This is a genomic window from Limimaricola hongkongensis DSM 17492 (assembly GCF_000600975.2).
Taxonomy (GTDB): domain Bacteria; phylum Pseudomonadota; class Alphaproteobacteria; order Rhodobacterales; family Rhodobacteraceae; genus Limimaricola; species Limimaricola hongkongensis.
The window spans coordinates 278787-293443 of record NZ_KK088652.1; the positions used below are offsets into that span (position 1 = coordinate 278787).

At 68.2% G+C, this 14657-nt stretch carries 13 protein-coding genes; 3 read left to right on the plus strand and 10 right to left on the minus strand.

The window, feature by feature from the left end; genetic code table 11:
• Positions 1-16: 16 nt before the first annotated feature.
• Positions 17-352, plus strand: a complete 336-nt coding sequence (locus tag LOKHON_RS09640) for a DUF3140 domain-containing protein (protein ID WP_017928547.1) — start codon at positions 17-19, stop codon at positions 350-352.
• Between the two features lie 4 nt (positions 353-356).
• Here the strand turns inward: LOKHON_RS09640 and LOKHON_RS09645 are convergent, their stop codons facing one another.
• The 10 genes from LOKHON_RS09645 to dusB form a co-directional block, all read right to left on the minus strand.
• Positions 357-719 carry a VOC family protein gene (locus LOKHON_RS09645; protein WP_017928546.1) on the minus strand — a complete coding sequence of 121 codons (363 nt, stop codon included), beginning with the start codon at positions 717-719 and terminating at the stop codon, positions 357-359.
• Between the two features lie 189 nt (positions 720-908).
• Entirely contained in the window at positions 909-2192 is a 1284-nt protein-coding gene (gene hflX, locus LOKHON_RS09650) for a GTPase HflX (protein WP_017928545.1), read from the minus strand.
• Positions 2189-2422: an RNA chaperone Hfq gene (hfq, locus tag LOKHON_RS09655; protein ID WP_017928544.1), complete on the minus strand. Its 234-nt coding sequence runs from the start codon at positions 2420-2422 to the stop codon at positions 2189-2191. The genes hflX and hfq overlap by 4 nt, the downstream gene beginning before the upstream one ends.
• A gap of 125 nt (positions 2423-2547) precedes the next feature.
• Positions 2548-4068, minus strand: a complete 1521-nt coding sequence (locus LOKHON_RS09660; protein WP_017928543.1) for a TrkH family potassium uptake protein — start codon at positions 4066-4068, stop codon at positions 2548-2550.
• A gap of 4 nt (positions 4069-4072) precedes the next feature.
• On the minus strand, positions 4073-5449 hold the full coding sequence (gene trkA, locus LOKHON_RS09665) for a Trk system potassium transporter TrkA (protein WP_017928542.1): 1377 nt from the start codon (positions 5447-5449) through the stop codon (positions 4073-4075).
• Between the two features lie 137 nt (positions 5450-5586).
• Entirely contained in the window at positions 5587-6981 is a 1395-nt protein-coding gene (gene ntrX, locus LOKHON_RS09670) for a nitrogen assimilation response regulator NtrX (RefSeq protein WP_017928541.1), read from the minus strand.
• Between the two features lie 8 nt (positions 6982-6989).
• Positions 6990-9182, minus strand: a complete 2193-nt coding sequence (locus LOKHON_RS09675) for a sensor histidine kinase NtrY-like (RefSeq protein WP_081610596.1) — start codon at positions 9180-9182, stop codon at positions 6990-6992.
• A 187-nt stretch (positions 9183-9369) separates the two neighbouring features.
• Positions 9370-10740, minus strand: coding sequence for a response regulator (locus LOKHON_RS09680; RefSeq protein ID WP_017928539.1), 1371 nt, complete (start codon positions 10738-10740; stop codon positions 9370-9372).
• A complete protein-coding gene (locus LOKHON_RS09685; protein ID WP_017928538.1) occupies positions 10740-11816 on the minus strand; it encodes a two-component system sensor histidine kinase NtrB in 1077 nt (358 codons plus the stop codon). Before LOKHON_RS09685 ends, LOKHON_RS09680 begins: the two co-directional genes overlap by 1 nt.
• Positions 11813-12811 (minus strand): tRNA dihydrouridine synthase DusB, encoded by a 999-nt coding sequence (gene dusB / locus LOKHON_RS09690; RefSeq protein ID WP_017928537.1) that lies wholly within the window; start codon positions 12809-12811, stop codon positions 11813-11815. Before dusB ends, LOKHON_RS09685 begins: the two co-directional genes overlap by 4 nt.
• A 191-nt stretch (positions 12812-13002) precedes the next feature.
• Between dusB and LOKHON_RS09695 the strand changes: the two genes are divergently transcribed.
• Entirely contained in the window at positions 13003-14163 is a 1161-nt protein-coding gene (locus tag LOKHON_RS09695) for a bifunctional 2-C-methyl-D-erythritol 4-phosphate cytidylyltransferase/2-C-methyl-D-erythritol 2,4-cyclodiphosphate synthase (protein ID WP_245631452.1), read from the plus strand.
• The gene (locus tag LOKHON_RS09700) at positions 14160-14657 is read left to right on the plus strand and encodes a phosphatidylglycerophosphatase A family protein (protein ID WP_017928535.1); all 498 of its coding nucleotides are present in this window, start codon (positions 14160-14162) and stop codon (positions 14655-14657) included. Before LOKHON_RS09695 ends, LOKHON_RS09700 begins: the two co-directional genes overlap by 4 nt.

Sequence of the window (14657 nt, forward strand, 5' to 3'; positions counted from 1 at the left end):
CGGCAAGGAGAGCGGCATGAGCGGCAAATCGCGAGAACAGGTCTGGGACGAGTTCCGGGACCTCGTGAACATGGCCCCCAAGGAGATCGAGGATTTCCTCGACACGGAGGAAAGCAAATCGGTCGGCGACACCGGTGGCAACGGCGAAAGCACCGGCCACAAATCGGGCCGCCGGATCGTCGAGATCAAGCGCACCAAAAAGGACGACCTGACCGACGACCAGTGGGACCACATGGCCAAGGTCGTGGGCTACATCAAGCGGCACAAGGCGCAGGGCGGCCCCGATAACGATGTCGCGCATTCGGACTGGCGCTATAGCCTGATGAACTGGGGCCACGATCCGTTGAAATGACCGGTCAGACCGTTTCGCAGATCTCGACGCGGTTGCCGAACGGGTCCGACACGTAAAGCCGGCGCAGCCCCGGCAGGTCGATGTCGGGGCGCGCCTCGATCCCCGCCCCCTCGAAATGAAACCGGACCGCCCCGAGATCGGCCACGCGAAACGCCGGATGCGCCTTGCGCGCGGGCGCGAAGGGCGTCTCGACGCCAAGATGCAGCCGCAGGTTCCGGCCTTCGAACCAGACCCCGCCGCGCCCCGCGAGCGCCTCGGGCTTGGCCACCTCGGTCAACCCGAGCACGCGGCCATAAAAGTCGCGCGCCGCATCCTCGCCCCCCTCGGGCATGGCGATCTGGATATGGTGAAGTTCGAGGAGGATCATGAGCGGCACCCTGTCTTGTGCCACACAGGGATAGCGTCATCGGGTCCTGTCGTCATCCGCCCGCGGGGCATGGCGACGCGACGACACGCCGCCCGCCATGCCCCGCGGGTGGAAACCGGGTTTACACATAGGCAAACATGGCGCCGTGGCCGCGCCCCGACGGGGCGCGGCCACGCTGTCCATCGGCGCTCAGAGCCGGTCGAAGCGCGCCTTCTGGGTCGCCGACCAACGCACCGTCATCCGGTGGCCGTCCTCGGTGGGCACATCCGCCTCGACGAGCCCCTGCTCGAACAGCCAGGCCCGCTTGCGCCCGGCGGCGAAGGGCACCACCAGATCCTCGGCATGCTTGGCCCCGCCGAGCGCGCGGCTGACCTCGGTCAGCAGCGCGTCCATCCCCTCGCCGGTGATCGCCGAGACGGCGCTGACATTCTCGGTCCGGGCGGCGCGTTCGAGCGATGCCTCGCGCCCCTCCGGCTCCAGCGCGTCGATCTTGTTCCAGACCTCGATCTGCGGCGTGTCCTCGGGCAGGCCGAGGCTCGACAGGATGCTTTCGACCTCGCGCGCCTGCTCGGCGGTCTGCGGATGGCCGATGTCGCGCACATGCAGCACCAGATCGGCGTCGAGCACCTCTTCGAGCGTGGCGCGGAACGCCGCGACCAACTCGGTCGGAAGGTCCGAGATGAAGCCCACCGTGTCGCTGAGGATCACCTCGTCGCCGGTCGGCAGCACCACCCGCCGCATGGTCGGGTCGAGCGTGGCGAAGAGCATGTCCTTGGCCATGACCTCGGCCCCGGTGAGCCGGTTGAACAGCGTCGATTTCCCGGCATTGGTGTAGCCCACCAGCGCCACGATCGGGAACGGCACCTTGGCGCGGCTGGCGCGGTGCAGCGCGCGGGTCTTCACCACCTTGTCGAGCTGGCGCCTGAGCCGCACGAGCTGTTCGTCGATGGCCCGGCGGTCCGCCTCGATCTGCGTCTCGCCGGGGCCGCCGACGAAGCCAAGCCCGCCGCGCTGGCGCTCGAGGTGGGTCCAGGCCCGCACGAGCCGGCCGCGCTGGTAGTTCAGCGCCGCCATCTCGACCTGCAGCACGCCCTCGCGGGTCGCGGCCCGGTCGCCGAAGATCTCGAGGATCAGGCCGGTCCGGTCGAGGATCTTGACCTTCCATTCCTTCTCGAGATTGCGCTGCTGCACCGGGCTGAGATGGCCGTCGATCAGCACCAGCTCGGTCTCGTTGGACTTGAGCCGCTGCTTGAGCTCCTCGATCTTGCCGGTGCCGAACAGCATGCCGGGATGACGCTTGGGCAGGCGCACGACCTCGGAGCCGACGATGTCGAGCCCGGGCAGCGCCTCGGCCAGCGCCACGGCCTCGGCCAGCGCGGCCACGGGCTCACGCCGGTCCTGGTCGTTCTTGATCTCGGGGTGGATCACCCAGGTGCGGGTGTCCGGGGCCTCGGGGATGTAATAGTCGGTCAATCTTCACCGTCATAAAGGTTCACGGGCTGCGACGGCATGATGGTCGAGATCGCGCTCTTGTAGACGAGCTGGCTCTGGCCATCGCGACGCAGCAGCACGCAGAAATTGTCGAACCAGGTGATCACGCCCTGCAGCTTCACGCCGTTGATCAGGAAGATCGTCACCGGCACCTTGATCTTGCGCACGTGGTTCAGGAAGGCGTCCTGAAGGTTCTGCTTGTCACCGGCCATCACGGTCCCTTTGTTCTTGCGGCCGCGAACCGGCCTTATTCCTCGTTGCGGACAAGTATGTCTTGGCGTCGGTGGAGTTTCCAGCCCGGAAATCGGTGCATCCGCGCACGGGCCGGACGCGTGGCCTAACTGCGCCAGCTCGACGGATTGAGCAAGGCGATGATTGCCAATGTTTCCAACCGGCCCAGCACCATCGCCGCCGCGAGCACCGCCTTGGCCGGATCGGGGATGCCGGCATAGGAAATCGGGTATTGTGCGCCGATTTCCGCCAGCGGCCCGGTGGTCGACAGCGCCGCCACCGTGAGCGTCATCGCCACCTCGAACTGCACCCCGGTGAGAGACAGCGCCAGCATCACCGCCGTCACCGACAGCGCGAACAGCATGAAGAAGATCCACGAGATGAACGCGCCCTCGCGCCGGATGCGCCGCGCCTCGATGCCGTCGCCGCCGACCGAATGCGGATGCACAAGCCGCTCCAGCTCGCGCTTGCCATGCATCCACAGCGCGTAGACGCGAAGCAGCTTCACGCCCCCCGCCGTCGTCGCCACGCCGCCGCCGATCAGCGCCAGCCCGACGAGGATCAGCCCCGGCGTCTCCAGACCGGACCAATCCGCCGCGCCGAGCCAGTAGCGGCTCTCGAAGCCGGTGGTGGTGAGAAAGGACGACACGGTGAACAGCGCCCCCCACAGCGCCGCGAAGGCCTCCGGCAGATCGGCCTCGGCCCGGTCCTCGACCGCGCCGACGAAGTGGCGCATGAACAGCAGCCCCGGCACGATCAGCACCAGTGCCAGACCCATGCGCAGCTCGGGGTCGCGCATCAGCCGGCCGCCCTGATCCCCGAACAGGTTGCGCCCGAAGGTCAGCCGTGACAGCGCAAAGACCGAAAACATGACGATCAGCATTTCGCCCAGCAGGCCGGACTCGTCGTTGCGCAGCCCGCCCACCGGGCTGATGCCGCTGGTGGCGAGCGTCGACATCGCGTGGCAGAAGGCAACGAAGGGCCGGTCGCCCGCCGCCACGAGACCGAGCCACAGCAGCCCGGTCAGCGCGGTATAGATCGGCAGCAGCCGCGCGGCATAGCGCACCAGCCGCTCGGAGGGGTCGGCGACGCGGGTGATCTGGCTGAGCCGTGCCCCGCCCTCGCCCAGGATCGACGGGCTGCGCACCTCGAAACCGCCGAGATTCATCGGCGCGAGGATCGACACCGCGGTGATCCAGATCAGCAACCCGCCAAGCCAGCCCACCGTGGCGCGCCACAGATGCAGGCTTTCGTTGAGCCGGAAGACGTTGTCATAGACGGTGGCGCCGGTGGTGGTGAAGCTCGACACCATCTCGAACCACGCGTTGAGAAACGAGGTCGTGCCGATCACCTCGTGGAACGGGATCGCGAACATCACCGGCAGCACCGTGAAGGCCGCGACCAGCGCCGACAGCTGGCTGCGCGGCACGCTGGCGGGCCGGTAGTTCGCGGTCGCCAGCCCGACCAGCAGCGACAGCACCAGCCCGAGGATCGCGCCGTACAGGAAGGTGCGCGAGGTCAGCCAGTCCTCGCGCACCAGCGCGTGGACCGCCGGCAGCATCATCGCCGCCGAGCCGATCGCCATCAGCAGCACGAAGAACGGGATGCGGGTGAGACGGCGCGCCATGGCTCTAGAAGAAGTCGATCGAGACCTGCAGCAACCGCTCGACCTCCGGCACGTCCGAGGCCATGGCGAACAGCGCGACCATGTCGCCCTCCTCGATCCTCAGCGCGCCGTGGATCTTGGTCATCCGCCCGTCCTTGACCACGCCGCCGACCAGCACGCCTTCGGGAAAGGCGATGTCGCGGATGCGCTGGCCCGCGATCGGCGAGGTGCCCAGCACCTGCGCCTCGATCAGCTCGGCCTCGGCGTCGCCGATCGAATAGACGCCGCGCACCCGGCCATGCCGGATATGGCGCAGGATCGAGCTGACCGTGGTCGAGCGCGGGTTGATATAGGCGTCGATGTCCATCGCCTGCATCAAGGGCACCAGCGTCGGGTCGTTGACGAGACAGATCGCCAGCGGACAGCCCAATGCCTTGGCCCGCACCGAGGCCAGGAGGTTGGTCTTGTCGTCGTCGGTGACGACGAGCACCGCGTCGGCGGTGCCGATCTGCGCCTCTTCGAGCAGGCCCGCATCGAGCCCGTCGCCATTGAGCACGATGGTCCGGTCGAGCTGATCGGCGGCGCGCTCGGCGGCGCCGCGGTCGCGCTCGATCATCTTGACCCGCAGCCGCTCGGGCCGCCCTTCGAGCGCGCGGGCGACGCCAAGCCCGACATTGCCGCCGCCGATCACCACGATCCGCTCCTGCTTGGCGTGGCGTTTGCCAAAGATTTCCAGCGTCCGCACCATGTCGGTGGTGTCGGTGAACACATAGATGGAATCGCCGGGAAAGATCTGGTCCTCGGGCGCCGGCGCGAACAGGCGGCCCCGCCTGCGGATGCCGACCACGATGGCGCGCAGCGTCGAGAACAGGTCGGTGAGCTGGCGCAAGGGCGTGTTGATGACCGGGCAATCCTCGTCGATGGAAATGCCCAGCAGATGCGCGCGCCCGTCGAGAAAGCTTTCCGCGTCGAAGGCCGACGGCGCGGCGAGCCGCTGCAACGCCGCCTCGGCCACCGCCTTTTCGGGGCTGATCACCACGTCGATCGGCATGTGATCGCGTCGGTAGAGGTCGGAATAGATCGCGTCGAGATAGCTTTGCGAGCGCAGCCGCGCGATCTTGCGCTGGATCGAGAACACCGAATGCGCCACCTGGCAGGTGACCATGTTGACCTCGTCGCTATGGGTGGCGGCGATGATCATGTCGGCGTCGCGCGCGCCCGCGCGGTCGAGCACGTCGGGGTAGCTCGCGAAACCGGTGATGCCCTGAACGTCGAGCGTGTCGGTGGCGCGGCGCACCAGGTCGGGGTTGCTGTCGACGACCGTGACGTCGTTGCGTTCGCCCGACAGGTGTCGGGCGATCTGCCAGCCGACCTGCCCGGCGCCACAGATGATGACTTTCATCTCGGTTCCCGGTCCTTTGGGGCGCGCCCGTGGCGGCGCTCATGCCGCCACGGAGTGCCAGAGGCCGCGAGGCCGGTCAATCGATCCGCCGCCCGAAGCGGCGTTCCGACCGGTCGCGGCCCCGCGACTGTGGCGCTTCAGTCCTCGACATGCGCGATCCGGGCACCGGTTCGCGACGAGGTGACGACGCCGAGGCTCTTGAGCTTGCGGTGCAGCGCCGAGCGTTCCATGCCGACAAAGGCCGCGGTGCGCGAGATGTTGCCCCCGAACCGGTTGATCTGGGTCAGAAGATATTCGCGCTCGAACAATTCGCGCGCCTCGCGCAGCGGCAGCGTGGCCAGCCCGCCCGACAACACGACGCGGCCCTCGTCGCTGCCCGGATCATCCAGCCCCGGCAGCTCCTTCGCGGTGATCTCCCCCGAAGAGTCCCCAAGGATCAGAACGCGTTCGATCACGTTCTTCAGCTGGCGGATATTGCCGGGCCAAAGCATGGTCTGCAAAAGCGCGCGCGCATCCTCGCCAAGCGGGCGCAGCGGCAGGCCCTGCGTCCGGCTCAGCTCGCCGATGAAGTGATCGGCCAGAAGCGGGATGTCCTCGCGCCGCTCCTCCAGCCCCGGCACGTGGATCGGCACGACGTTGAGCCGGTGATACAGCTCCTGGCGGAACGAGCCGCCCTTGATCGCGGCCTGAAGGTCGCGGTTGGTCGAGGAGATCACGCGCAGGTCGACCTGCACCTTCTCGGCGCCGCCGACGCGCTGGAACGACTGGTCGACCAGCACGCGCAGGATCTTCGACTGCGTGCCGAGCGGCATGTCGGCCACCTCGTCGAAATAGATCACGCCGCCATTGGCCTGTTCCAGAAGGCCCTTCTCGATGCCCTTTTCCGGGCTCTCGCGGCCGAACAGCACCTCCTCCATGCGCTCTGGTTCGATGGTGATCGAGTTGACGGTGACGAAGGGCGCATCGGCGCGGTTGGAATTGGCATGGATATAGCGCGCGGCCACTTCCTTGCCCGATCCGGGATGCCCGGTGAGCATCACCCGCCCGTTCGAGCGCGTCACCTTGTCGAGCTGGCTGCGCAGGCTGCGGAACGCGCCGCTGTCGCCGAGCATCTCGGCGGGCGCCGCGTCGCCGCGCTTGAGCTCGCTGTTCTCGCGCCGCAGCCGCGAGGTTTCCATCGCGCGCTTGATGACCACCAGAAGCTGATCGATGTTGAACGGCTTTTCGATGAAGTCGTAGGCGCCCTGCTTGATCGCGGCGACCGCGATCTCGATGTTGCCATGGCCCGAGATGATGACGATCGGCACGCCGGGATGCTCGCGCTTCACGGTCTTGAGGATGTCGATCCCGTCCATCCGGCTGTCCTTGAGCCAGATGTCGAGGATCATCAGCGCCGGGACCTCGTCCTCGATCGCGGTCATGCATTCGTCGGAGGTGCCCGCGAGCCGGGTGGAATAGCCCTCGTCGCGCAGGATGTCCGAGATCAGTTCGCGGATGTCGCGTTCGTCGTCGGTGATCAGGATGTCGCCCATCTCGTGCCTCATGCTGTTGCCTGCAATGCCGGTTGCCCGGTCTTCTCGGTGTCCCCCGATTCGTCATCCTCCGCCCGGAGCACCGGAAGGGTGATGACCGCCATGGCGCCCGGATGGGCGCCCTCCTCGAAGGGCGGCGCGTCGACGAGGGACAGGCTGCCGCCATGTTCCTCGATGATCTTCTTGACGATGGGCAGGCCAAGGCCGGTGCCCTTGTCGCGTGTCGTCACATATGGCTCGAACAGCCGCGCCCGGTCCTCGGGCAGGCCGATGCCATTGTCGGCGATGGTGATCCGGGCTTCGGGGCCCTGGGCCTCCATGCGCAGCCGGATGATCCGTGAAAACCCATCTTCAACGCCTTTTTCAATATGGCTTTCAATGGCTTCCCCGGCGTTCTTGATAAGGTTGGTGAACGCCTGCGTGATCATCGTCGCGTCAAGATCGGCAGGCACGGGGTGCCCCGGCAGATCGATCTCGAAGCGCACCTCGGGCTGGCCCGCCTCCTGCAGCGTCACCGCATCGCGCAGGATCGCGACGAGATCGTTGCGGATGCGGTCCGGTTCGGGCATGCGCGCGAATTTCGAGAATTCGTCGACGATGCGCCGCAGATCGCCGGTCTGGCGCACGATCACCTCGGTCATCTGGCCCAGCGTCCTTGCGTCCTCTTCGTCGAGCCTGCGCCCGAACTTGCGCTGGATCCGCTCGGCCGACAGCCGGATCGGCGTCAGCGGGTTCTTGATCTCATGCGCGATGCGCCGCGCCACGTCGCCCCATGCGGCCATGCGCTGCGCGCTCACCAAATCGCTGACATCGTCGAAGGCCACGACATAGCCTTCGAGCGCGCCGTCATCGGCGCGGCGCGGCGCCATGCGCACCAGAAGCGTCTCCTGGCTGCCGCCGCGGATCAGCCGGATCTGTTCTTGCACCGTATCGCGCTCCTCGCGGCACAGCGCGGCGAAGAGCGGCTCGAATTCGGGCACCAGCATCGCCAGCGTCGTCGCATCAGGCTGCGCGTCGATCCCCAGAAGCCGCAGCGCCGAGCGGTTGGCGAAATCGACATGGCCCTCGGCGTCGAGCCCGATCACGCCAGAGGTGACCGACCCCAGCACGCTGTCGAACAGCCGCCGCCGCGCCTCGATCTGGCGGGTGTTGTCCAACAGCCGGTCGCGCTGCGCCTTCAGCTCGGTGGTCATCTGATTGAAATAGGTGCCGAGCTGGGCGATCTCGTCATCGCCCTCCTCCTCGATCACCCGCACGTCGAGATCGCCCGCGCCGACTCGCTGGCTGGCCGAGACGAGACGCCCGACCGGTTTCGACAGACGCTCGGCGAACCACAGCCCGAGCCAGATCGCGGCCAGGATCAGGATCACCGCAAAGCCGAGATAGAGCAGGCCGAACTCGAACAGCAGCCGTCCGCGCTCGGCCTCGAGCTGCTGATACAGCTCCACCGTCTGCTGCGTGTCGTCCAGAAGCGCGAGAATGCCGCCATCGACCTCGCGGGTGACATAGAGATAGCGGTCGGTGAAGGCGTCGAGCGGGATCAGCGCGCGAAACTCGTTATTGGTCCAGTCCTCGGAGATGGCGATGCCCTGCGCATCGGCCCGGCGGAACGCGCTCGTCTCGGGGCGTTCGTAATCGAACTCGTAGCTGCGCGCGCCGCGGGCGCGGATCTCGCCCGCGCCATCGATCACGAAGGCCTCGGTCAGGCCGCGCTCGATCTGCCCCTGCACCCGGCCAAGCGCCTGGCGCACCTCGCCATCCGACAAAAAAGGCTGGGCGCTGCGCTCGGCGTTGAGAAACCCCGCCAGCTCCAGCCCGTCGCGCGACAGATCCTGCCGGTGTTCTTCCTCATAGGCCTGCGCGGCCGAAAGAGAGGCGCCCAGAACCGTGCGCACGCGTTCGGAAAACCACCCCTCCAGCCCGACATTGATGGTCAGCACCGAGAACACGGCGACCAGCACGGTCGGGATCAGCGCGATCAGCGCGAACACCCCGGTCAGCCGCAAATGCAGCCGCGACCCCGCCGAACGCGCGCGCCGGGCCGAGATCATCCGCGCCACGCGGAACGACACCAGCGCCGCCACGACCAGCGCATAGACGAGATCGCCCAAGAGCACGAGCCGCAGCAGCGGCGAGCTCGCCCCCTGGTCGAGCGGCCCCAGCACCCAGAATGTCGCAAAGGCCAGCACCGGGCCAAGCATCACCAGCGACAGGGTCGCGGCGTTCTGAACGCGCCGCTGGCGCCGCCAGCGCGTCACTCGTGCGAATCGGGAGGTGGATAGCCGCCTCAAACGCCCTGCCTCGTTGATTGGAACACAAGTTCCGCCGCCTCAATGCCGCGATCTCGCCCCGGCGCTGCGTCCGGAGGGTCACGGTTCTGTTGCGGTTTTACATCAACTTGCGGCGTCGTGTCACGCGAATATCGAGATCGGTGATCTTCTTTCGCAACGTATTCCGGTTGATCCCCAGCAGGTCGGCGCATTTCGCCTGGTTGCCACCCGTCGCATCGAGAGCGATTTCGATCAGCGGTGTTTCGATCTCTCGCAGGATGCGCTGATACAGCCCGGCTGGCGGAAGCTGGCCGCCATGCAGATCGAAATACCGCTTCAGGTGGCGCTCGACGCTGGCCGAGAGCTTTTCGCCCTCGGCGCCGCCGCGCAGCGGCTCGGCGGCGGGCTGGCCGCCCAGCACCGCCTCGACCTCGGCGGGGCCGATTTCCTCGCCGCTGGCGGTGACCACCAGCCGCCGCATCGCGTTTTCGAGCTGACGCACATTGCCGGGCCAGGCATAGGCGCGGATCATCTCGGTGGCCTTTGGCGACAGCACCCGCGGGCCGAGCCCGTCGCGCTCCGCGCGCAGCAGGAAATGCTCGGCCAAGTGCGGGATGTCGTCGACCCGCGTCCGCAGCGGCGGCACCGCGATGGTCACCCCGGCCAGCCGGTAATAGAGATCCTCGCGAAACCCGCCCTCGCCGATCCGCTGCGCCGGGTCGCCCTGAGAGGTGGCGATGATCCGCGGCGCGTCCTCGCCCATGGCGTCGAGCATGCGCACGATGCGCGCCTGAGCCGCATCGTCCAGATCGCCCACCTCGTCGAACAGGATCGACCCGCCCCGCGCCCGCTCCAGCACCGCGCTGGGCCCGTCCGGCGTGGCGAGGTCATTGGCCGACACGACGGCGAAGGGCCGCGCCCGGCGGTCGGAGAAATCGTGGATCGCCCGCGCGATCAACGACTTGCCCGTGCCGCTTTCGCCGGTGACGAGCACCGAGAGCGAGGTGTTCATCACCCGCGCCACCAGCCGGTAGAGCGCCTGCATCGCCGGGGTCCGGCCCACCAGCGGCAGATCGCCGCCCGCCGCCGTGTCGGGTGCGGTGTCGCGCGGCGCGGGCGCGCGGTGGCGGGTCTCGATCGCGCGGGCGGCGCGCTTCATCAGGTCGGGCAGGTCGAACGGCTTGGGCAGGTAGTCATAGGCCTCGGCCTCGGTGGCCTGGATCGCCGTCATGATCGTGTTCTGCGCCGAGATCACGATCACCGGCAGGCCGGGCCGGGCCGCGGCGATGCGGGGCAGCTGTTCGATGCCGTTGCCGTCGGGCATGACCACGTCCGAGATCACGAGGTCGCCCTTGCCCTCCTCGACCCAGCGCATCAGCGTCACCAGCGACGAGGTCGCATGCACCTTGCAGCCCGCGCGCGTCAGCGCCTGGGTCAGCACGGTGCGGATGGTGCGGTCGTCATCGGCGATCAGGATCGTTCCGTCCATCAGTCTTCTCCGCTCGGGTCATCCTTGGGCGCACGCGGCAGCGACAGCCGGAACACGGTGCGCCCGGGCGTGCTGTCGACATGGATCCAGCCGCCATTCTCGATCACCAGCTTGGACACCAGCGCGAGCCCGAGCCCGGTGCCGTTCTCGCGGCCCGAGACAAAGGGTTCGAACACCTCCGCCGCGATCTCGGGCGGCAGTCCGGGCCCGTCATCCTGCACCTCGATCTGCAGCGGCAGCCGCGCCTGCCCGCCATCGGGCTGGCGGACGCGCAGCGAGGGTTCGTAAAAGCTCCTGAGCCGGATCGTGCCGCCGGGGCGGCCCGCTTCGCTGGCGTTTTTCAACAGGTTCAAAAGCACCTGCAGCAATTGGTCGGGATCGACCAGCGCGCGCGGCAGCGACGGGTCGTAATCCTCGACGATCCGCATATGCGCGCCGAACCCCACCGCCGCCGATTGCCGCGCCCGGTCCAGCGTGTCGTGCAAATTCACCGCGCGCCGCGCCGGCGGGCGCAGGTTGCCGAACTGCTCGACCTGCTCCAGCAGCTTCACGATGCGGCGGCTTTCCTCGACGATGAGATCGGTCAGCTCGCGGTCCTCCGAGGACAGCCCCATCGACAAAAGCTGGGCGGCGCCAGTGATGCCCGCCAGCGGGTTCTTGATCTCGTGGGCCAGCATTTCGGCCATGCCGATCGCCGATTTCGCGGCCTTGCCCGAGGCGTGGCTCTGGGTCAGCCGATGCGCCATCTCGCGCGGCGAGATCATCATCAGCATCTGCCCCTCCGCCCCGGTCAGCGGCGAGAACAGGATCGAGCATTGCATCGCCGGGCGTTCGCCCGACCCGACATCGACATCGTTGACCGAAAGCGAGCTGTCCTGCGCGCGGGCGCGGGCAAAGGCCTCTTCGAGCGGCGCGTCGATCGCCACCTTGTCCCAGACCGGGGCGCCGATCAGGCTGCGCCGCGACAGGTTCAGGAACAATTCGGCGGCGGCGTTGGCCTCCATGATCACATCGCCCGGCCCCAACAGCAACGCAGGCGCGGGCAGCGAATTCCACAAGGCCGCATCGCGGATCATGCCGCGCATCTTTCGCCATCGAGCGCAAAAGGCAGCAAGCCGGGCACATCCTGCGGCGCGGCGGTCAGCACCTCGCGGCGCAGCGCCTCCGGCGTGCCCGCCTCATCCATGTACCAGCCCAGATGCTTGCGCGCGACACGGCCGCCGAGCGCGGCGCCATAAAAGCTGAGCATTGCCTCGTAATGAGCTGACACCATGTCGATAAATGCGCCTCCAACCGGGATGTCCGGGCCCCGCGCACCGGTGAGCGCCGCGGCAATGCGCGCGGGCTGCCACGGGCGCCCCTGCGCGCCGCGCCCGATCATCACCCCCGCCGCGCCCGACCGCGCGAGCGCGGTGCGCGCGCGGTCTGCATCGGTGATGTCGCCATTGGCGATCACCGGGATCGACACCGCGTCGCGCACCGCGCGGATCGCGGCCCAGTCGGCGGCGCCCTTGTAGAACTGGCAGCGGGTGCGGCCATGGATCGTTACCATCCGCACGCCCGCCGCCTCGGCCCGCCGCGCGATCTCCGGCGCGTTCAGAAGATCGTCGTCCCAGCCCAGCCGGGTCTTGAGCGTCACCGGCACCGACACCGCGCCGACCACCGCCTCGATCAGCCGCAGCGCGTGATCGGGCGTCTTCATCAGCGCCGATCCCGATAGCCCGCCTGTCACCTTCTTGGCCGGGCAGCCCATGTTGATGTCGATGATCTTCGCGCCGTTGGCCTCGACCATGCGCGCGGCCTCGGCGATCCAGTAGGGATCGCGCCCCGCCAGCTGCACCGCCGTATCGGCGCGCTCATATCCCAGCTCGGCGCGCTCGCGCACGCCGGGCTTGGCCTGCACCATCTCCTGGCTCGCCACCATCTCCGACACCACCCAGCCCGCGCCGAAGCTGGCCACGAGGCTGCGGAACGGCAGGTCGGTGATCCCCGCGAGCGGCGCAAGCGCCACCGGCGACGAAAGGATCACGCCCGAGCCGAGATCGATGGGAGAATGCGTGGCGGGTGTCATCTGCCTGAAACCTGTGCGTCTGTGGTTGATCTAAGCGGCGTGGCGGCGGGTCACAATCTTTGCGCGGGACGCGATTGCCGCAGCTTATCGCATTTGCCTAAAAATTGGGCACCCACGTGCCGGAAAGGATGGAATTGCGCCGTTCCGTGCCAGCCCCTACACAAGCGCGATCGCCGCGTGAAGGAGACAGAGTGCCCCCCCTTGATCAAATTTCCACGGCTTCGGGACCGGCCATCGTGATCGTCGCGGCGGGCCGGGGCCTGCGCGCGGGCGGCGGCCTGCCCAAGCAATGGCGCGACCTTGGCGGCCGCATGGTGCTGGCCCGCACGATCGAGGCCTTTGCCGGTCTCGGGCCGATCTGCCTTGTGCTGCACCCGGAGGCAATGGGCCGCTACCCAGGCATCGAGGCGATGGCCGATCTGGTGGTGGCGGGCGGCGCCGAGCGGGCGCATTCGGTGCGCGCGGGGCTCGAAGCGCTGGCGCCGCTGGCGCCGCAAAAGGTGTTGATCCACGACGCGGCGCGCCCGCTGGTGCCGCACGAGACGATCCGGGCCGTGCTCGACGCGCTCGATCACGGCCCTGCCGCAGCACCCGGGCTCGTGGTCACCGACGCGCTGTGGCGGGTGGAGGATGAGACGGTCGCCGAGGCCCCCTCGCGCGCGGGGCTGGTGCGGGCGCAGACGCCGCAGGGCTTTCGCTTCGACGCGATCCTCGCGGCGCATCGCGCGCATGACGGCCCGCCCGCCGCCGACGACGTCGCGGTGGCGCGCGCGGCGGGGCTTGCGGTCTCGGTCGTGCCGGGCCACGAGGACAATCTGAAGATCACCGCCGCGCAGGATTTCATCCGCGCCGAGAGGATATTGGGGTGCGACATGGATGTGAGAACGGGCAACGGCTTTGACGTGCACGCCTTCGGGCCGGGCGACAGCCTCTGGCTTTGCGGCGTGGAGATCGCGCATGAGCGCGGGCTCAAGGGCCATTCGGACGCCGATGTCGGCATGCACGCCCTCACCGACGCGATCTATGGCGCCATGGCGCATGGCGATATCGGCCAGCATTTCCCGCCCTCCGATCCGCAATGGAAAGGCGCGCGCTCCGAGATCTTCCTCGCCCATGCCGCCGATCTCGCGCGGGTTGAAGGTTTCGCCATAACCCATTGCGATGTCACTCTGATCTGTGAACGCCCCAAGGTCGGCCCGCATGCCGAGGCGATGCGCGCCGAGCTGGCGCGGATCATGCAGATCGAACCGGGCCGGGTCAGCGTCAAGGCGACCACCTCCGAGCGGCTAGGCTTCGCGGGTCGCGAGGAAGGCATCGCCGCGATGGCCACGGCCACTCTGGTGAAGGCATGAGCCGGCTCATCGCCACCTTCTTCTACACCGGGCTGATCCGCCCCGCCCCCGGCACCTGGGGCTCTCTCGCCGCGCTCGTGGCGGCGCTGCCGATCCATTGGATCGGCGGGCCGTGGCTGATGCTCGCCATGATCGCGCTGGCGCTGGCTGTGGGCTTTCCGGCAGCAAGGGCCGAGGCCGCGCGCGCGGGTGATCACGACCCCTCCCACGTCGTCATCGACGAGGTGGCGGGCCAGTGGATCGCGCTCTGGCCGGTGCTGTTCGGCGCGGCCCATGTCGGCGCGCCGGTGCTCGATCTGTGGCCCGGCTGGGTCGCGGCCTTCGTGCTGTTCCGGCTGTTCGACATCTGGAAGCCGTCCCTGGTGGGCCGCATGGATCGGCGCGGCGACGTGACCGGGTTGATGCTCGACGACGTGGTGGCCGGGATCTTCGCCGCCATCGGCGTCGTTGTGCTGGCGGTGCTGGCGCATGGCGTCATGATCTACGGAGGCTGA